This is a genomic window from Providencia xihuensis, from assembly GCF_041953405.1.
In the GTDB taxonomy this organism is placed as follows: domain Bacteria; phylum Pseudomonadota; class Gammaproteobacteria; order Enterobacterales; family Enterobacteriaceae; genus Providencia; species Providencia vermicola.
On record NZ_CP169565.1, the window covers coordinates 3,869,070 to 3,889,357 of the forward strand.

The window sequence follows — 20,288 nt, forward strand, 5'->3', positions numbered from 1 at the left end:
CTCTCCTACTTAGTGACGAACCAGTCGAATATCAAAATCAAACTGTTTAAAGAACGCTTCCAATTGATCGAGTTCTTCTGCGCTATAGGTTGGGTCTTGTTTTACTGGGTAAATCATGTCCAGTTTGTCGTATTTACCGCGTCCCAACTGGTGGTAAGGTAGAATATCGATACGTTTTACATTGCCGCGTTTGGATAGCGCCATCGCGTATTCAATGGCCCCCGTGATTGCGTCATACGAATCGTTATACCCACGCACCAACGGCATCCGCACCACCACGTTTGCACCTAATTCAATAAGTCTTTCAAGGTTTTGGCGTACATTTTCGTTACCAATACCAAAGATACTTTTATGCTGTGCGCTATCGATGTGTTTGATGTCATACAAAAATAAATCGACGACTTGAGCGAGCTTTTCATAGTTAGCTAATGATGTTGTCCCTTGGGTCTCTACCGCGGTATTGATCATCATTTTTTTGCATTCACGCAGCAGTTCAACGGCGAAATCGGTTTGTAGACTCATTTCCCCACCACCGATCGTGACACCACCACCAGAAGAAATATAAAAATCATAGTCTTGCATGATGATTTCCATCATTTCGGCAACCGTGACATCTTTGCCCATAATGTCCAGCGCACCGCCAATGCACACCTCTTCACACTTACGACAACCAATACAATCAATGCTGCGATTAACACGGTGAATTTGTTCACCTTGCTCATTGGTTGTTTTGTAATGAATACCTGTTGGGCAAACATCGACACACTTACCGCAATTGACGCATTTATCATGGGAAAACATCACTTGAAACTGGCTGCTTAATCCCTCAGGGTTAGCACACCAGGGACAACGAATATTGCACCCTTTAAGAAAGATCAGCGTGCGTATACCATCACCGTCATAAATGGAATATTTTTGGATATTAAATATCCGACCTTTAATATCTGCAGCGCTCATCATCACACCTCAACACATTGAAAAATTTATCGTTTTTATTATGAAGTGGCAGGTATGTTGCCATACCTGCCGATATCGATTTAGAACTTCTCAATCACAGTACGGCTAATAATTTCATCTTGAACTTCTTTGCAGAGTTCGACGAAGTAAGCACTGTAACCTGCGACCCTAACGATTAAATCACGATATTTTTCAGGTTCTTGCTGCGCTTTTTTCAGCATTTCATTATCGACATAACTAAATTGCATTTGGCCATTTCCTAAAATAGAAGCCGTTCTTAGCAAGGTAATTAAGCCGTGGCGGCCTTCAGGCGTATCCAACAAGCCTTTTAAGAACTTAAAGTTATGCACCATGCCAATGTTCATTGTTTCCACATTCATCTTGCTGATGGATTTAATGATGGCGGTTGGGCCTTGTTTATCCGCACCTTGCGTTGGACTGATACCATCTGATAATGGCATCCAAGCTAAACGTCCATTCGCACTCGCTGCGGTTAATTCCCCGATTGGAGTATTATTCGAAATCGATAAGGTTCCGTGGCTAAGTGTGGAATACAACATGTCGTATTTGCGGCACTCGCGCTCTGTCCACTCCGTAATATCCAGCGCATACTGGTCAACATAGTTGTCATCGTTACCAAATTTTGGCGCGTTCAAGCAGTCGCGGCGCAGTTCGTCATAGCCTTCAAAGTTAGCTAATAGGCCATCACGTACTTGTTCAAGGGTATAACGTTTGTCTTCATAAACCAGCTTACGAATGGCTGCCATTGAATCGACGTAGGTTGCAAGACCAGAGAAAATCAAACCTGGACCGTGGTTAATCATCGCACCACCTGCGGCAACGTCTTTCCCTTTTTCCATACAGCCTTCCACCAGCAAAGACATTAATGGTTTTGGTGCAACATCACGGTGTACTCGTTGGCTGATCACCGTACCGACCGCGGATAATCGGACGATATGAGCGATTTGTTGTTTCACTGCGCGGTCAAAATCTTCAAAAGTTCTCAAGTCACGCAGTTCACCTGTATCTAAGCCTTGGTAACTATCAAACAGCACCATGCGCCCACGATTTAAGACAAACTCAATCGCGATTGGCCATTGGGTGTAACCTGTTGAGGTCCATTGATAAATTCGGCCTGATTTTTGAGGTTCAACGCAACCCATCAAGCAATAATCACGCGCATCTTCAAAGTCAAAACCTTTACGTAACATCATTTTGATGTGGGAGTCATCGAAGTGGCAGGCAGGGAAGCCCATACCAGCTTTAACGACATCGACAATTTTTTCCATGTACTTTTGTGGTGATTGGTTATGGATACGGCAAGCCAGTGATGGCTGGTACACCTTAACGAAACGCACCGCATCCATAATTAAATAAGTTAGGTCATTACACGCATCGCCCCCCGAGCGTTTTTGCCCGCCTACTGTTAAGTTGATAAACGGCTGGTAACCCGCAAAATATTTCGCGCCTAACTCACTGGACATCCACATTAATTCAGCACATTTGATGATAAACGCCTGCATCATTTCCAGCGCTTGGTCTTGTGTTAAACGGCCTGTTTTGATGTCGTTTTCATACATTGGCAGGCAATATTGATCGAGGCGCCCTAAAGACAAACCCGTTTGGTTTTCTTCGATTTCAAACAGGGATTCTACTGTCCAAATGCTTTGTAGGGCTTCTTGCAAGGTCACAGGCGGATTTGCTGGCACGTTTTCATTTACTTGTGCGATAGTCAATAACTCTTCACGGCGTTTTGAGTCTGTTTCTTTTGCGGCTAACTCACGAGCATGTTCTGCAATACGGTGCGCGTAAGACACAACACCTTCACAAGTTTCAATAGAGGCTTTGTAGAAATAGATACGGTCGATATCCTCTGGGTTTTCCATGCTAAGCTCAGCCAGTTTCGCCTGTGCATCCGCTTTGATCCCATTCATGCCTTTGGTGAATAACAAGACATCGTAGCCTGGGCATGTATCACCCCCACCGTTGATTTGGTGGTAAGACAAATCACTGACAAACGTTTCGCCACTAAACTCCCACACACCCGCTTCACGGTATTGTGCTTCACAGATTTCATCTAATGAACGGCCTTCCCAGAACGGTGCAATGTCTTCACGAATGACTTTTTTGTCTTCTTCAGAGATAACAAATGGGTCTTGTGGGCGTGTGCTCATGGTGTCGAGCTCTTCAACCACCCAGCGCCATGCGATATCTGGGGAGAATGCACCAGCACGTGGCTTACCACACGGATGCCCAACAATTAATTCTTCTGGTTGGATTAAGATTGGTGCGGTTTCACATGCGCGACGGAATGCTTTTGCACGCAGTAAAATCGGCGGTAAACCTGGGTTATTTTTGACAACGTCAGTAAAGGCTAAAGCACGGTAGATAGAAACACTTGGGCGCGCTTCTAAATAGCGGTTACGCAGGCGTTGTAAACGCGGGGTCAGCCCTTCCATTACTTTAAATTCTGTCTCAGCTTGTGCAGACGGTGCAACATAGCTGGCATTCGGCGCAGAATATTGCGGTTGCGTGCTTGCTTGGCCGCAATATAAGCGGACTTTTAACCCATTATTGACGGCCATGATATTTTCATGAGCCGATAACATCATGGCGGATAATTCATTAATGCATACGTGAGGGTCGGTTAAATATACGCCACCTTTTAATGCATCAAACATTGGGTAGCCATCCACCACTTTTGTCGAACGCACTTCAGAAAGCTCAGCCAATTTCAGCCATAAACTTTCAACCACTTCATACGCTTGGGCTGGTGTTAAACGGCCTTGCTCGATGTCCCGTTGGTAGAACGGATAAACCGCTTTGTCGAAGCCCATTGGGTTAACCGCGTAACTGCCATTTTCCAGATGTAAAATAAGCTGCAATAAATAGAATGCTTGGCAAGCTTCTTTAAAGGTTTGTGCAGGTTTGGCAGGAACATTACGTAAAATCGCCGCGCTTTCTTGCAGTTCTAAACGGCGATATTGGTTTGATTCCACCGCTGCCATGCTTTCCGCTTTTGACGCGAGGGATTGTGCAAAATGAATTGCTGCATCACATGCATAAATTGCAGCGCGGCAATTATTTGCCTCATCAATACTATTACGACTGACTGCACTACCGATGTTTCTGACTCGGTTTTCCAATTGGGATTTAATTTCTAAAAAACCGATGTTCAGTACCGCTAAATAGTCAGGGGCATCAACGGTGCTATCCCCTGCTAAGAAGGTGTAAATACTGTTGCTGTGAATTTCGTTTTCAGTGAAGAAAATCGCGCCACGCGGTGTGGACGATTGACTACCAATAATCAATTCATCTTGCGCAATAAACGCAGGGAAATGACGGATAAATTCATAAAAACGTTGAGCAGGTTTTATTGCCTGCGGTGCACCCGAAAGTTGGTTTTCCAGTGCTTCTAAAATGTTGGCACGTTCAGTAATAATTGAGCTATTGCGGGCACTTAAGCGTTCAGCCAGCATTTTTACGCGTGGGGTCAGAGCATATTTAGTCATGTTAGCCTATCCTGATGTTCGTTCTAGTTTGTTGTTCATCACCTAACAGCTTGCGGCTGTTAAAAAGATTGCCGATATAGCGTTTCAAGTTGCACTTGGTTCACATCCCGTGGATTGGTCGGAGTGCAACTATCACGCAGTGCTTGCCCCACCATTTCCCCTAAACGGGCGTTAAAATCGGTTTCATTAATGCCTGTGGCTTGAATGCCTTTTGGCATATTCATTTCATCTTTCAATACGTTGATTGCCATAATTAAGCTTTCAACGCCTTCACGTATTGTTGAAGAGGGTAAATTCAAGTTTTTCGCGAGATGAGCGTAACGTTTTGCGGCTTCGCTATCACAACGCCCTTCTAACTCGGCATTAAATGCCACCACATGTGCCATCAATAGCGCATTGGCTCGGCCGTGTGGAATGTGGAATACACCGCCTAATGCGTGGGCTAAACTGTGCGTGATCCCAAGGGAAGCATTGGTAAATGCCATTCCTGCGATGCAAGAGGCGTTATGCATTTTTTCGCGAGCAAGCAAGTTGCCACCTTCGCGGTAGCAGTCAATTAAGTGACCGAAAACCAGCTGCACCGCTTTTTCCGCTAGCGCATCAGAAAAATCAGATGCAGTGCGGGAAACATACGCTTCTAATGCATGGCAAAGCACATCCATCCCTGTATCTGCGGTAATCGACGCAGGCACGGATTTCACGAGAACAGGGTCGAGGATCGCCACATCGGGCAACATAAACTCATCCACTAGCACCAGTTTTTCAGAGTGGGACTTAATCACTGAAAATGAGGTAACTTCAGAGCCTGTGCCGCTGGTTGTTGGGATTGCAATAAACTGCGGTTTTGCCCGATTGGCGTCGCTTTTCGTGTGCCATAAGGAGTAAATAATCGCTTTCGCCGCATCAATCACTGAGCCGCCACCCAGTGCAATCACCACATCGGGATATTGCACGTCCATGACTTTCATGCCTTTTACGATGGCTGAAATATCAGGGTCTGGCAGGACATCGTCATACATTGAAAACGCAATGCCTGAGTGTGTTAACCGACGAGTGACTTCCTCTGCTAAGCCAAATTTCACCATGGCTTTATCGGTCACGATAAAAACCTGCTGAGCTTGCATTTGTGAGATAAAATCCAGTGCATTAGCACCAAATTGAACTCGCGGTTTAATGAGAAACTGGTTCATGCTGTTGTTTACTCCTTGGTATAAACCTTTTCAACAATGGCAACCACTGACATGGCTTTGTATTTGTCTTTGTTCAACGCGAAGTACTCTTCAGCTAACACAATGTCGTTGATACCTGCACCGACGCTGTCTACCGCCACATACGTTCGGTCTTTCAACGGTTCAAGATCATCCCCCAGCGCAGCGACCATCAATAAGTTGCTTCCGCTAAGTTCTTGGCATTTCTGCGTTGCGACAACATGTCCGATTACTTTTGCCAAAATCATGGTTTATACCGCCTTATTTCAATGAATTACTTATTTAGGCGACCGAGAACGGCCTTAATGATTTGCTCAACATTTTCTTCGGTGATATCACCTTGCGAAACAACAGCTTGCGTAATTTCCGCCGTGCTAAAACGGTTGTCTGCTACATGAGAAATAGGCGCAGAAGCCGTCACTGGCTGACGAAAACGGTCATCATCTAAAATACTGATTTGCGATTGATTCACTGTGGTTGAAGCCGCAGGCTGAGCAACTGGGCACGGCTGTGCTGGCTGCCTTAAATCATCAATAGAACGCACGCCATAACCCACTTTACGAATGTTCAGTAAGTTCATTGGCCCGACGTTATCTGAGCTCGAACCGCCACCGATTGCACCGCAACCTAAGGTTAATGCTGGCGTAATATTGGTTGTTGCTCCAATGCCCCCCAGTGCCGCAGGTGTATTAATCAAAATACGGTTAACAGGTTTCTCAAGGGAGAATTGACGAATGACATCTTCGTTTTGAGTGTGGATCACCAATGTGTGGCCTAAGCCTTCATTAGTCAGCAAATCCACCACACGATGGCAAGCAGATTGCCAATCTTCTTCGATATACATTCCTAAGATTGGGCAAAGTTTTTCACGCGAATAGGGGTTTTTCGGTGAAACGGTGTCTTGTAAGGCAATAAGCACACGCGTATTGGCAGGTACGCTAAACCCTGCACGCTGGCTCAAGGTAATGGCATCTTTCCCAACCACTTCAGGGTTGATGGTGCCATTTGCCCGCAATAACATTGACGCCATACGCTTCGCTTCGTCTTCATTCATAAAGTAAGCGCCTTGCGCTAACAGCTCGCGGTGCACTTCGTTATAAATACAACGTTCGACGATAATTGATTGCTCTGACGCACAAATCACCCCGTTATCAAACGTTTTACTGGTGATAATGTCATTCACGGCTTGTTTGATATTGGCGCTGCGCTCAATAAAGGCAGGGCCATTACCCGGACCGCCACTGATTGTTGGCGTACCCGATGCATACGCTGCACGCACCATGCCCTCCCCGCCAGTCGCTAAAATTAAGGAAACATCTTTGCTGTGCATCAGCTCTTTGGTCGCTTCAAGGGTCAACATTGTGACACCATCAACGATCCCTGCGGGTGCGCCAGCCTCTAATGCCGCTTTTTTAACAATGTCTAACGTACGGAAACTACAGGCTTTGGCATTAGGATGCGGGGAGAAGACAATGGCGTTACCTGCTTTTAAGGCAATCAACGTTTTGTAGATGATGGTCGATGTTGGGTTTGTCGATGGCACCAATGCCGTGATCACCCCTAACGGAACGCCTACATCCATGACTTTGTTGATTTTGTCATCATTAATGATGCCAACGGTTTTGAGATCTTTAATGTGTTCATAGACACGCATTGAAGCAAAGGTATTTTTCAAGACTTTGTCTTGCCACTTACCAAAACCTGTCTCTTCATTGGCCATTTTCGCCAGCTCTTCAGCGTGAAGAGCTGATTCAATCGCGATGTGTTTAACGATACTGTCGATTTTTTCCTGCGAAAAAGTCGCGAATACTTTCTGCGCTTGTTTCGCGTTTCTAACTAGCTCTCTTGCCAGTTGTCTGGATTGCAGATCTTTATCTAATGCAACCATGTCTTCCCCCGTATCGGAGCCAAAATTAACTAATTAACTTGTTGTTTTATTTACTTATCAGCCAACAGCTTAGGCTTTATGTTGCTGCGCAATTTTGCCGATATCGTTATGTGGTCTTGCGATAACGCGTGATGTCACTACGGTGCCAACACGTTTTGCGGCTTCAACACCAGATTCCACCGCTGCGTTAACTGCACCGACGTCGCCTTTCACCATGGCAGTTACTAACCCTGAACCGACATTTTCATAACCAATCAGTTCGACGTTGGCTGCTTTACACATGGCATCAGCGGCTTCAATACAGGCCACTAAACCTTTAGTTTCAATTAGTCCAAGTGCTTCTTTCATAAGTAATTTCCTTTTTATTCCGAGACTTTATACTGGGCGACGATTTTCTGAATATCGCTGTGAGGACGAGCAATAACCAGAGATGTCACAACAGTGCCAACGCGAGAAGCCGATTCAACACCTGAATCAACCGCTGCTTTTACCGCACCGACATCCCCCTTCACCATTGCCGTCACTAAACCTGACCCAACATTTTCATAACCAATCAGCACAACATTTGCGGCTTTACACATCGAGTCAGCCGCTTCAATACATGCCACTAACCCTTGAGTTTCGATAAGACCTAATGCGTCACCCATGTTTTTTCCTCCGGAAAAAGTTATGCCTTATGTTTAATCACAATTTTGTTGATATCGTTATGTGGACGCGCAATGACCAGTGATGTCACGACTTCACCAACACGCTGAGCAGATTCAACACCTGAGTCAACCGCCGCCTTGACTGCACCAACGTCGCCTTTAACCATTGCGGTGACGAGACCTGAACCCACATTTTCATAACCGATTAGCTCAACGTTTGCGGCTTTACACATTGCATCCGCCGCTTCGATGCAAGCCACCAAACCTTTAGTTTCGATAAGACCTAATGCATCACCCATTGTTGTTTCCTCCGAGAAGCCTTCTTCATTTTTCTTTACCGCGCTCTTTAAGTTGATGTGTCCGAATACATGTTTCTTGAAGAACCGAGGTAATCATTTACGCCAACAGTGTCTGCGCGGTGATTAATTGAACGCAGCCTTTGGCTTCAAATTCACTATAGAGGTGAAAAATAAAAACAAAATATAAATCCACAACATGAAGATACTTAGAATATTTAACTAAAAATTAGATTTATTAGTCCCTAAATTCACACATCAATGCTGAAAAAACGAAAAATTCACGCATCTGTCTGGTGAATAAAAAACACGAAAAATAGATTACGGATTAATCAGGTAGGATTGTTAACAGGATATTATTAAGCTGATACCAAGGGGTAATTTACACAATGATAACTGTGGGGTGGCTCACTGGCTTATAAGCTTTACTCGCAAATAAAGAAGCTCTTTTATATTAAGGTACTCAGGAAAGTGTGCTTATTTGAGGCAAGCAGTTCACACTAAGAAGCCTATGAATAACACTGAAGATGTAAGCCATTTCAAAGACAGTTAAAGACGGTTAGAACGGGAAAACACACAAAATGATAGGCCAACTTGAATGCCCTAGGTCTGTATTTTGTTAGTCAAATTTACTGCCAGGTTTTAATGTGCAGATATAAAGAGGAGAGTTAATTGAACTTAATAACAACGCTTTATCATTCAACTTTTGGGCATTAAGAAATAAGCCATCATGGCTATCTGACATTTCTCGCATAAAGTAGTCAAAAATCACATCGGGGGATTCATCAATGGAAGAGGCGCTCGATTCCCATTGGCTAATATTATAATGGCGTTCCGTTGGGGAAACCCGTTTGGTCGTATAATTAAATTTCACATAGCGCTGTAAATACAGCCACCCTGCTTTAGAGTCTGTATAGCCTTCAACAACAATAGACCCTTTTCCATTCGCACCAAAATTGAAATGAATATTGCCATTAACGTTTTCATCTTTCATATTTTCAAAGCGCATGATGCCTTTGGTAGAACACACCATTAATCCATCTTGTTTATTGGAAAATAAAACCGATTGTGTGTAAATCACCACCATAATAAACAGCAAAGCACTCAGTAAACATAATACTTTCCCAGATATTTTCATGATGGCTTCCAAGAATAATAGAAATAGTTATCGCAATAGCTAAAAGGATTGTCTTCATTTACGGCACAGTGGGCTAAAAACACACGGCCTAATCCATTAGTTTGTAATTTATCCCCATAAAAGAAAACAAATCGCTCTTTTTCTACACAGGCAAGATTTAAGTTATTTCTCACCTTGTCAAAATTTTGCACATAATTTTGTGCGACGGTGCCATTAATCATTTTTTCATTTGAAAGCACATCGCAGTTAGCATGCTCCAGCACCGTCATATTAATCGGTTGAGATGGTTGATTTGATAAATAAGCCATAATTAATAACAAGATAGAGCACAGCAAAAATGCACCACTGGCGAAATACCAACACATTTCTTTTTTTGCCTTTGTTAATGGCTCAGGGCTTTTAACGGGGGATATTGAGATTGTTTCTGGTTCAATTAAAGAGGGGGCAATAATGGGTGATAATACAACTTCAGCGGCATCTATCTCACTCAAGTTTTTAATAAATTCAGCAGGGTGCATTTTAGCATCATTCAAACGTTCTAGCGTCACTTCTGAATTAAATTCCAATCTCCCTCTGGCCACCGTGATAATGATATTTTCAATACCATACTGGCGAAATGCTTTTCTTAATAAACTCAAATATTGGTTTAAATTACTGTTGGATGAAACTAATCCATTATCATCCCACACTGCTTTTAATACATCATCACGGGATACCACACCCCTATTTTGGATAAAATAATAAAGCAGTGCATTGGCGGTAATAGACAATTGCGTATCCACCTCGTCTTCTTTCAAAGACAAAGTGCCATCGACTGCATCATATATAATGAAGGCATTGATTTTATATTTCATTGGCGCCCCATGTTTTTATTATATTAATGACGGTATTTTCGGTGTTTACTTATCCATATTAAGGTAGCTTTTCAAACGATATCGCCGTTAAACGACTCACAATGGCATCACGCTCTTGTTTTGATAACGTTTCACCCTCTGTTAATGATGACAACCACAAGCCGTCTGCGCCATAACGCACTAGCGCCCCTAAATAGCTGTTATCGAACGAGTCACCTTTTGCTAAATGACCCAGCACCCAATTACGCCAACATTTGCGCAATACAGGCTCATTTGGCATGGCCAACGACAATAACGCGAGCTGAAAACTTTCATCTGATTCTTTAAGCTCGCCAATATAGTGCAAATATGCACGGGAAAAACGCCCATAAGTATTGATGTCATTTTCCATAATGAAACTAATACGCTCATCCATAATGCTCAGTAATTGCAAAAATAGCGCATGGATAAGATCTTGCTTACTTGGGAAATGATGCATCAGCCCCCCTTTGCTGACACCCGCTTCCCGTGCAACCGCATTAAGGGATAATGCAGAAATGCCGTCCCTACCCGCAATTATGCGAGCCGCTTTTAATAACTCCACTTGAAGTTTGACGGGATCTTTTTTTCTGTGCTGCGCTGTTTTGTTCATGTAATGGATGATACCGACCAGTCGGTATGTTTCATTTTGACCCAAATCAAGTAACCCTGTTTTGTTCAAGGTTAAATCAAAATAGTGGAATGGGACTCACAATATCCATTTTAGATAGGCTATAACCCCGTAATTAATTGATAATTTAAAATTATTTTGCACCCCTGCTTTGGCTAGTTTCAAATTTAACTTAGTTTTGCGCCAATTCGGGTTATGATGTTTAATAATGGATGTAAAATAAAATTCTGACAAAGTACAAATTATTTGTCACATTCGTCACTAACCGTCGATAGAAGAGGTTTTACCATGTCAAAACAATATAATATTGGTGTTATTGTGGGTAGCTTACGTGCGGATTCTTATAATTTAACCGTCGCTAAAGCCATCATTAAGTTATTCCCTGCAAATTTCTCATTCAAATTTATCAACATTGGCGACCTTCCTCTCTACAATCAAGATGCTGACCAAAATGTGCCTCCTGTTGTCGCCAATTTTAAATCTCAAATTAAAGCCTGTGACGGCATTATTTTTGCCACCCCTGAATATAACCGCTCTATTCCTGGTGTATTAAAAAATGCCATTGACCAAGGCTCTCGCCCTTGGGGAGATAACTCGTGGAATGCAATTCCTGCGGGGGTTTTAGGTGTTTCCATCGGTAATATCAGCACGGCAATTGCCCAACAACACCTGCGCAACAGCCTTGCCTTTTTGAATATGCCAACCATGAACCAACCTGAATGTTACCTGAAATGGTATGACGGTATGGTAGATGAGCAAGGCAATATTTCACCGAAAAGCAAAGATTTCTTACAACCGTGGGCGGATACCTTTGCTCAGTTTGTTGCCCATAACGCTGTGAGTAAATAAGTTATCGCGTACACAACTTATTGAAACAAAAAAGGCGCATAAAATTGCGCCTTTTATTTATTAAACCATTAACGGCCAGCTTTTAGCTTTTGGAAATACTCTTCGTACAGAATATTGGTATTCCCAACATCGCTTTGCCACTCGCCTTTTTTCAATACCTCTTCACTTGGGTAAAGAGATGGGTCGTTAGCAATTTCTGCAGGTAACATCTTTTTAGCGGCTAAATTAGGGGTTGGATAGCCAATTGATTCAGCAACTTGTGCCGCAATTTCAGGACGTAATAAGAAGTTAATCAGTTTATGAGCCCCTTCAACATTTTTCGCATTGGCAGGAATAGCTAAACTATCCATCCAGAAGATACCGCCTTCTTTTGGCCACACCACCTCAATCGGTAAGCCTGCTTGCCTTGCGACAAATGCGGAACCATTCCATAACATCCCTACATCTACTTCCCCTTCAATAAACGGTGTGGCAGGGTTATCCGAGTTAAAGGCTAAGATATTCGGGCGCAATTTTTGCAGCTCTTGATAGGCTTCTTCAATTTCTTTCGGGTCAGTGGTATTGCCTGAATAACCCAGTTTGTTTAATGCGACTTGGAATACTTCCCGTGCATCATCCATCATCAATAGGCTATTTTTATATTCAGGCTTCCAAAAATCTGCCCATGATGTGACAGAGCTTGGGTCAACGGCTTCACCATTAATGCCAATACCTGTTGCGCCCCAAATATAAGGCACAGAATAGTCATTATTTGGGTCAAATTCTTTGTGGATTAAATTTGGATCGAGGTTTTTAAAGTTGGTTAATTTACTTTGATCAATCTTTTGCAGCATCCCCTCTTTACTCATTTTCGCAATAAAGTAAGTGGATGGTACAACTAAATCATAAGCCCCATCTTTATAGGTCTTCAATTTAGTGTACATGCTTTCGTTGGATTCATAGGTGGAGTAAATCACCTTGATGCCCGTTTCTTTGGTAAATTGCTCTAATAAACCAGGGGGAACATATTCTGTCCAGTTATAGAAATACAGTACGTCTTTGTTATCGTCAGCGGCAGTCGCCGTGCCAATACTTGCAGCCATTAAGCCTGCTGCCAGTAGATAGGACCATTTTTTCATGACTGAGTTTCCCTCAACAACGTGTTTTTATCCCTGCCTGCATCAAGCTGTAACTTGAATGATTTAGGGGTGATATCTTATAGGCTCAATTGGAGCCCACCCTCTCGCCTTATGGCATTTAAAAAGCACGGCAAAACAAGAGTGCCGTGCCATCCTGTCATTTGTTACTGCGTTTTTTTACCGTATTTATCCCGCATTACCCATTGGCTTAAGCAAACAAGTACCAGCGACATAATCAGTAGCACCGTTGCCAGCGCATTCACTTCGGGGGAGACGCCCACTTTGACCATTGAGTAGATTTTTAACGGTAAAATTTCATAACTTGGCCCCGTCACAAACGACGACACAACTACATCATCCATCGATAATGTGAAGCTAAGCAGCCAACCCGCGACTATCGCAGGGAGCGCCAATGGCAGAATAATTTTACGTAAAATAGTAAATTCACCCGCTCCGAGATCCCGTGCGGCTTCCAGCATTTTTACATCGAAGTCTTTTAACCTCGCATATACCGTTACCACCACAAAAGGCAGACAGAAGGTAATGTGCGAAAACAGCAACGACCAAAAACCCAATGAAACGCCCAAAATCATAAACAGCACTAATAACGATATTGCCATCACGATATCGGGGGACATCATCACTACAAACAACATTCCCCCCACAAAGGGTTTGCCGCGAAAACGGTAACGAAATAGCGCAACCGCCGTTAATGTGCCAATCACGGTGGCAAATGTGGCGGATAACACCGCCATGGTTAATGAGTGACCCGCCGCTTCTAATAAGCTGTCGTTATTACTTAAAAGTTCATACCATTTTGTTGAGAAACCCTGCCACTGAATACCAAAACGCGATTCATTGAAGGAGTTAACAATCAAAATAATGATTGGAATATAAAGATACGCATAGACGATGGCCATAAAGCCACCCCGCAAAGTACGCCCGATCATTCTTCATACGCCTTTTTATTCAAAAGCTTAGCCGCTCGGTAATACACATACAGCAACAGCCCCATCATCACCGTCAGGAAGATACTGGTTGCGGCACCAAATGGCCAATCACGAATATTGAGGAACTGGCTTTTTATCACGTTACCAATTAGGAGGTTTTTCGCGCCGCCCATTAAATCGGCGACATAAAACAGCCCCATCGCAGGCAATAAAACCAATAAACACCCTGCAATAATACCTGGCATCGTTAATGGAATGATGATTTTCACAAAGGTCTGAAATTTATTAGCGCCGAGGTCCCTAGCTGCTTCTAAATATGACTTATCCAATTTCTCAATACTCGAATACAGCGGCATCACCATAAAAGGTAATAAGATATAAATCAGCCCAAGCACAACCGCTTCTGGGGTGTACATTAAACGAATCGGTTTATCAATAATCCCAATCCACAGCAAAAAATCATTCAGATAGCCTTTGGTGCTCAAAAAAACTTTCAAACCATAAATACGGATCAGCGAATTCGTCCAAAACGGAACAATCAACAAAAACAACATAAGTGGCTGGATGCGTTTGGGTAATTTCGCCAAAATAAATGCAAATGGATAGCCGATCACAAGGCAAAAGAATGTCGCGATCAAGGCCATATTCAGTGAATGCAGCATCACTTCTGCGTACATGGGATCGGATAAACGGATGTAGTTATCCCATGTGAAGATCAGATCCACTAGATTGGTATCACTGCGTGTTAGAAAACTGGCTCCGATGATCATGACATTTGGCAAGAAAACGAACAAGACCAGCCAAGCGACAATCCCAGTGATGATCACATTTTGCAGGATCTTGTGTTTACGAATGATCATCCAGCACGACCTCCCAGCTTTCCACCCAAGTTACAGCAACTTTTTGATTCAAGGAGTGGTCAACATCGGGGTCGTCTTCATTAAAGAATTCGCTCACCATGACAATTTTGCCGTCTTCCATCTCAACCACAGAGTCCAAAGTCATGCCTTTATAATTACGTTCACGCACGTAACCAATCAGCCCTGGATGATTTTCTGCATCATTCACTTCTTCAACACGTAAGTCTTCAGGGCGCAAAAGTACATTAAGATGCTGCCCTTCTTTGACTGAGAGCTCAGTGAAAATATCGCACTCATGGCCTTCAACATTGGCACGAATACGTTTTTCATCAATGCGATACAACACTTTCGCATCAAAAATATTAATTTCACCGATAAACTGAGCAACAAATAGGTTTTTAGGCTCCTCATAAATTTCACGAGGTGTACCATCTTGCTCAATTTTCCCTTCACGCATGACGATGATCCTGTCAGACATTGCTAAGGCTTCTTCTTGGTCGTGGGTAACAAAAATAAAGGTAATTCCCAGTTTCCGCTGAAGGGCTTTTAGCTCATTCTGCATTTGCTTACGCAGTTTGTAATCCAGCGCAGACAATGATTCATCCAGTAATAAGACTTTTGGGCGATTCACCACGGCACGGGCGATTGCCACACGCTGCTGCTGCCCGCCAGAGAGTTGATTCGGCCTTCGCTGCGCAAAATCTTCCAATTGCACCATACGCAGTGCCTGATCAACGCGCTTTTGAATATCGGCTGCAGGCGTTTTTTGCATACGTAAGCCAAAAGCGACGTTGTCATAAACCGTCATATGAGGAAAAAGAGCATAGCTTTGGAACACGGTATTCACGAAACGTTGTTCCGCTGGAATATCCGTAATATCTTGACCATCAAGAATAATTTGACCATCATCGACATCTTCCAGCCCAGCAATAAGACGTAAAACCGTCGTTTTACCGCAACCAGAAGGCCCCAGAATGGTCAAAAACTCACCGTTCTGAATGGTTAAGTCAAGTTCAGAAATAATTTGTTTGCCATCAAAACCTTTATTTAAAGATTTTAATTCGACGAGTGGTGTCAGAGAGGTTGTCTCAGTCATTTATAATACACTCTATCCCTAGGAATAATGCAGATAGAACCGCCACCGTTAAAGACTGTATAAGCTTGTCGGAGGTTTACTCTCTTCATACCTCAAGTGATACGGGTGCTCGCTTCACGCTGCCATTCGAACCACATACTTATGTATGCTCATCGAGATGCCATCATTTGCGGCCTACATATCACTGGAATTATTTTGAGTAAATAATTTTCCCCAGCAAAGCCCAAAACCAGTAGCGCCATTTTTCAAATTCATTGAGCCCTGCATGATAAACACAGTTTTTATAAATTGAAAGCCATTTTCGACACTTCGTTTGCCTTTCATTATGAATTCACAATAAATAAAACTGTTTTTTGATAAAAATAAGCAACATAGCGATATATATTGTTACTATGCCGTTATCTATAGGTTTCCCTTATACATCTAAGTTCCACCCTTAAGCTAAATACCTTACAATTCACAAAGTTAGTCGCTAATAGATGAATAATTAAATTCATTTAAAATTTAATTATTTCTTAAATTAAGATATGAGGAATATAACTTGCTACAAACTCATAAAATATCCCACTGATTAAAATAGAATTATCAAAAACTGAATCGTTTAAACTTACTAAAACAACTTGAAATGTAATTTATCCTAATGAAATACTTAAAAACTAATAATTCATAATTACAATGATAAAGAGAAAAACATCATTAAATATAATTTTATGTGATTTATATCTAATTTTTATCGTGAAGTGGTTTTTATCTCGATAACTTTAACCAACATCATATTATCAACCGCATCCCTTTGAATATAATGGCCAAATTGGTATAATTTCAGCCTAAATTGTTTCTTTTCGTGATTTCTTTTGTGATTTTTGTTTCATAATTACACTTATAAATTTTACTTTGTTCCTTTGTACTGAATTTATTAAAGAATAAGCACAAGCCTACGGGTGATTATTTTTTGGATATTCCACTGAAATTAATATGTGAGTGAGCAAAATGGCTAATAAAGAGTTTTTTTATCAAGAACCTTATCCGCTATCTGAGGATAAAACTGAATATACCCATGTTTCTGATAAATATGTTTCCGTCGAGCAATTCGCAGGGAAACCCATTTTAAAAGTTGACCCCGAAGCATTAACACTGCTTGCTGAACGGGCAATTTATGAATCGCAATTCTTCCTAAGAGCCGCACACCAGAAGCAAGTTGCGGCTATCTTGCATGATCCAGAAGCTAGCGAAAATGACAAATATGTTGCACTGCAGTTGCTACGTAACGCTGAAATTTCCGCAAAAGGTATTTTACCAAACTGCCAAGATACAGGAACCGTTGCGGTGGTTGGGAAAAAAGGCCAGCAAGTTTGGACGGATTGCGATGACGAAGAGTTTCTCTCTCGTGGAATTTATAACGTCTTCCAACACGAAAACCTACGTTTTTCTCAAAATGCCCCGCTAGATATGTTTAACGAAGTGAATACTGGCACTAATCTGCCCGCACAGTTTGATATCTTTGCGACCACAGGTGATGAATACCACTTCCTGTTCGTCAATAAAGGTGGCGGTTCTGCTAATAAATCCGCGCTTTATCAAGAAACAAAAGCAACCTTAACCCCAGCTAAGCTAAAAAATTTCTTAATTGAAAAAATGCGCAATCTGGGAACAACGGCTTGCCCGCCTTATCATATTGCTTTTGTTATTGGTGGAACTTCAGCGGAAACAACGCTAAAAACAGCAAAACTGGCCTCTGCAAAATACTATGATAATTTGCCGACAACAGGTAATGAATATGGCCGTGCATTCCGTGATATTGAGCTAGAAAATGAGTTATTAGAAGCCTCTCGTCATCTTGGTTTTGGTGCACAGTTTGGCGGTAAATACTTTGCTCACGATGTCCGCGTTGTACGTTTACCTCGCCATGGTGCATCTTGCCCGATCGGTTTAGCCATTTCTTGCTCAGCAGACCGTAATATCAAGGCAAAAATAACCAAAGACGGCCTATGGCTGGAAAAAATGGAACATAATCCAGCGCAATATATCCCTGAATCAATGCGTACCCAAACTGAAGGAAAAGTGGTTCATATCGACCTTAACCGTCCAATGAAAGATATTTTGGCGGAATTGAGTAAACACCCTGTATCGACCCGTGTTTCTCTCAGTGGCCCACTGATCATCGCGCGTGATATTGCGCACACCAAGCTCAAAGAACGTTTAGATAACGGCGAAGAGTTACCGCAATACTTCAAAGACCATATGGTGTATTACGCAGGACCTGCCAAGAAACCTGAAGACATGGTATCTGGCTCATTAGGCCCAACAACGGGTAACCGTATGGACCCTTACGTTGATCTGTTCCAATCCCATGGTGGTAGTATGTTAATGCTCGCAAAAGGGAACCGTACTCAAGCCGTTACTGACGCGTGTAAAAAACACGGTGGTTTCTATTTAGGTAGCATCGGGGGTTCGGCGGCAATCTTAGCGCAAGAATATGTTAAGAGTTTGAATTGCTTAGAGTATCCAGAATTAGGTATGGAAGCGATTTGGAAAATGGAAGTTGAAGGTTTACCTGCTTTTATCCTTGTTGATGACAAGGGAAATAACTTCTTTGAGCAAGTTCAGAATACAAATTGCCAAAAATGCATAAAATAGCGCCATTGCACTGTACCAATGGAATACGCTAGCTGAAGTTAGTTAGTGTCGCCAATAAGCAATGTAAAATAAAAGAGCTGGCATATTGCCTGCTCTTTTTTATTCCCTAGTTCTATCAATAATAATTAATACGAACTATCGTAGATGCTTGAAAGCCACCTGTTTTTACTGTGCCCGTTTTCTTTACCGTCGCACTGTAATCACGTGTTACTGATGTACTTCCTTGCGGTAAACTACCGAAAAACTGGAAGTAATTAAACTTAATGTCGCTGTTTTTATCGTCCTTGATCACAAGGTTCATACCATTTTTCAAATCAATTGCATACTCACCATTAAGTGGATCCGTGGTTTCAAAATTGATATTCATGGAGAAATTATCCAAGCACCCTCTTTTTACCGCTTGAACCTGAAAATCCTTTTTAAACTCTTTACCTTGATTAAGCTCTGTGATCATCAATTGGCCAAAGTCAATTTGCTGAGATTCAGGAAAAACCTTGATATCAGCGCCACATTTTAAAAAGCGGATCCCTTGAAGCCCTGAAATAGAATAGCGTAAGTTTTTAGCCCCTGGAGTGGTATTAATCCCCCCACTTCCATCGAATTGGAAAACGGTAAATTGGTTATCCCCCAAATAGTTGCCTGATGGTGGAACCACTCCTGTCACTTTGATGTATAAAGTAAACGTCACCGTCACGGTGACATTTTGCTTACCGCTAATCGGTGGTGTGCCTAAACTGACTTTTTGCTGGTCGTGTTCAAGTTGTTCACCTTGATAGTTCGCTCCAAGTAACAAACCTGTCCCTAACTTTTGTGATGTCGGGTTAAAATACATATGAACAACGTCAACCATGTTTCCCAATACGTTATCGCAATATACCGTAACGGTCAGTGGGTCTGATTGCCAAATAATCGTTCCCTCAGGGGTATCCGCTGGTATAGCAAGTTGCCCTACAGGAACAGGTGGTTTAATCACAACCCCCGTCCCTTTTTCAACACAATCCAATGCAAATGTCTTTGGGCTGATAAAAACAAATAAGAATAAAAAGTAGAACCCATACTGCTTAATAAACTTGTGTATCATAATTTATACACCTTTATATATAGGTAATATTTAAGGTAATTTGCGTTTTAATATTACCCACTGTTAATTCACTTCTTGAAAGATAGCTTTCCAACATGGAATAAATCACAATCTGTTGATTATCATCGAAATAAACTGGGTAATTTCGATATTCACCATTTGGGATTGTATTGCCCTGCTTATCCAGCAAACGAATGCCATAACCATTTAAAATTGTTTTACCACCAAATAAATTACGGTCAGTACTCGCTGTGGGTTCTGAAATGAACATGATCCTAACGACAGGATCCCGGTCATCACGATCCCGCTTTGGGAAAATGCAGTCATCAAATTTCAATTTGATCTCATGTTTAGGGCTTCTATCCCCGATCTCATTGAAATAATTAAGAGAAATTGGGCCTAATTCAATATTTTGATCCATCGAGGAAAGCGTGATTTTACAAGGCAAAGCCACGACATTACCGGTAAAATTGAGGTCGCCTCGCATCATGCTGCTGTCTGCGTATGCATGACTCCCAAACAGGGATAGCATGAAAAAACCTATTGAA

At 42.2% G+C, this 20,288-nt stretch carries 19 protein-coding genes; 2 read left to right on the top strand and 17 right to left on the bottom strand.

Annotated features, from left to right (window positions below):
* Positions 1 to 9: 9 nt before the first annotated feature.
* The 11 genes from cutD to ACE2AL_RS17605 all read right to left on the bottom strand — a co-directional run bounded on the left by cutD (position 10) and on the right by ACE2AL_RS17605 (position 11,131).
* Positions 10 to 960 (bottom strand): choline TMA-lyase-activating enzyme, encoded by a 951-nt coding sequence (gene cutD, locus ACE2AL_RS17555; RefSeq protein WP_225818611.1) that lies wholly within the window; start codon positions 958 to 960, stop codon positions 10 to 12.
* Positions 961 to 1,037: 77 nt separating this feature from the next.
* Positions 1,038 to 4,469, bottom strand: coding sequence for a choline trimethylamine-lyase (gene cutC, locus ACE2AL_RS17560; protein WP_206083442.1), 3,432 nt, complete (start codon positions 4,467 to 4,469; stop codon positions 1,038 to 1,040).
* A 59-nt stretch (positions 4,470 to 4,528) separates the two neighbouring features.
* Entirely contained in the window at positions 4,529 to 5,659 is a 1,131-nt protein-coding gene (locus ACE2AL_RS17565) for a 1-propanol dehydrogenase PduQ (RefSeq protein ID WP_272539329.1), read from the bottom strand.
* Positions 5,660 to 5,667: 8 nt separating this feature from the next.
* Positions 5,668 to 5,925 (bottom strand): EutN/CcmL family microcompartment protein, encoded by a 258-nt coding sequence (locus ACE2AL_RS17570; RefSeq protein ID WP_206083440.1) that lies wholly within the window; start codon positions 5,923 to 5,925, stop codon positions 5,668 to 5,670.
* 26 nt (positions 5,926 to 5,951) lie between these two features.
* The gene (locus ACE2AL_RS17575) at positions 5,952 to 7,565 is read right to left on the bottom strand and encodes an acetaldehyde dehydrogenase (acetylating) (RefSeq protein ID WP_272539330.1); all 1,614 of its coding nucleotides are present in this window, start codon (positions 7,563 to 7,565) and stop codon (positions 5,952 to 5,954) included.
* Between the two features lie 69 nt (positions 7,566 to 7,634).
* On the bottom strand, positions 7,635 to 7,913 hold the full coding sequence (locus tag ACE2AL_RS17580) for a BMC domain-containing protein (RefSeq protein WP_006658501.1): 279 nt from the start codon (positions 7,911 to 7,913) through the stop codon (positions 7,635 to 7,637).
* 14 nt (positions 7,914 to 7,927) lie between these two features.
* On the bottom strand, positions 7,928 to 8,212 hold the full coding sequence (locus tag ACE2AL_RS17585; protein WP_206083438.1) for a BMC domain-containing protein: 285 nt from the start codon (positions 8,210 to 8,212) through the stop codon (positions 7,928 to 7,930).
* Positions 8,213 to 8,232: 20 nt separating this feature from the next.
* On the bottom strand, positions 8,233 to 8,511 hold the full coding sequence (locus ACE2AL_RS17590; protein ID WP_004249182.1) for a BMC domain-containing protein: 279 nt from the start codon (positions 8,509 to 8,511) through the stop codon (positions 8,233 to 8,235).
* A gap of 616 nt (positions 8,512 to 9,127) precedes the next feature.
* Complete coding sequence (locus ACE2AL_RS17595) at positions 9,128 to 9,646, bottom strand: FidL-like protein (RefSeq protein WP_206083437.1); 519 nt, start codon at positions 9,644 to 9,646, stop codon at positions 9,128 to 9,130.
* The gene (locus tag ACE2AL_RS17600; RefSeq protein ID WP_272573989.1) at positions 9,643 to 10,500 is read right to left on the bottom strand and encodes a transcriptional regulator; all 858 of its coding nucleotides are present in this window, start codon (positions 10,498 to 10,500) and stop codon (positions 9,643 to 9,645) included. The genes ACE2AL_RS17595 and ACE2AL_RS17600 overlap by 4 nt, the downstream gene beginning before the upstream one ends.
* Positions 10,501 to 10,558: 58 nt before the next feature.
* Complete coding sequence (locus ACE2AL_RS17605; protein WP_206083798.1) at positions 10,559 to 11,131, bottom strand: TetR/AcrR family transcriptional regulator; 573 nt, start codon at positions 11,129 to 11,131, stop codon at positions 10,559 to 10,561.
* Between the two features lie 306 nt (positions 11,132 to 11,437).
* Here ACE2AL_RS17605 and ACE2AL_RS17610 point away from each other — a divergent pair, with 306 nt between their 5' ends.
* On the top strand, positions 11,438 to 11,998 hold the full coding sequence (locus tag ACE2AL_RS17610) for an NADPH-dependent FMN reductase (protein WP_206083435.1): 561 nt from the start codon (positions 11,438 to 11,440) through the stop codon (positions 11,996 to 11,998).
* Between the two features lie 68 nt (positions 11,999 to 12,066).
* On the opposite strand, the gene potD is transcribed toward ACE2AL_RS17610, so the two are convergent.
* The 4 genes from potD to potA form a co-directional block, all read right to left on the bottom strand.
* Entirely contained in the window at positions 12,067 to 13,116 is a 1,050-nt protein-coding gene (gene potD, locus ACE2AL_RS17615) for a spermidine/putrescine ABC transporter substrate-binding protein PotD (protein WP_206083434.1), read from the bottom strand.
* A gap of 164 nt (positions 13,117 to 13,280) precedes the next feature.
* A complete protein-coding gene (potC, locus tag ACE2AL_RS17620; protein WP_206083433.1) occupies positions 13,281 to 14,066 on the bottom strand; it encodes a spermidine/putrescine ABC transporter permease PotC in 786 nt (261 codons plus the stop codon).
* Positions 14,063 to 14,926 carry a spermidine/putrescine ABC transporter permease PotB gene (gene potB, locus ACE2AL_RS17625; RefSeq protein ID WP_206083432.1) on the bottom strand — a complete coding sequence of 288 codons (864 nt, stop codon included), beginning with the start codon at positions 14,924 to 14,926 and terminating at the stop codon, positions 14,063 to 14,065. The genes potC and potB overlap by 4 nt, the downstream gene beginning before the upstream one ends.
* Entirely contained in the window at positions 14,913 to 16,022 is a 1,110-nt protein-coding gene (potA, locus tag ACE2AL_RS17630) for a spermidine/putrescine ABC transporter ATP-binding protein PotA (RefSeq protein ID WP_206083431.1), read from the bottom strand. The genes potB and potA overlap by 14 nt, the downstream gene beginning before the upstream one ends.
* A gap of 990 nt (positions 16,023 to 17,012) precedes the next feature.
* Here potA and ACE2AL_RS17635 point away from each other — a divergent pair.
* Positions 17,013 to 18,659 carry a fumarate hydratase gene (locus ACE2AL_RS17635; protein WP_272539333.1) on the top strand — a complete coding sequence of 549 codons (1,647 nt, stop codon included), beginning with the start codon at positions 17,013 to 17,015 and terminating at the stop codon, positions 18,657 to 18,659.
* Between the two features lie 115 nt (positions 18,660 to 18,774).
* Here the strand turns inward: ACE2AL_RS17635 and ACE2AL_RS17640 are convergent, their stop codons facing one another.
* Together ACE2AL_RS17640 and ACE2AL_RS17645 are read right to left on the bottom strand one after the other, a co-directional pair.
* Positions 18,775 to 19,740: a fimbrial protein gene (locus ACE2AL_RS17640; RefSeq protein WP_206083429.1), complete on the bottom strand. Its 966-nt coding sequence runs from the start codon at positions 19,738 to 19,740 to the stop codon at positions 18,775 to 18,777.
* Positions 19,741 to 19,753: 13 nt separating this feature from the next.
* On the bottom strand, positions 19,754 to 20,272 hold the full coding sequence (locus ACE2AL_RS17645) for a fimbrial protein (protein WP_206083428.1): 519 nt from the start codon (positions 20,270 to 20,272) through the stop codon (positions 19,754 to 19,756).
* Between the last annotated feature and the right edge of the window lie 16 nt (positions 20,273 to 20,288).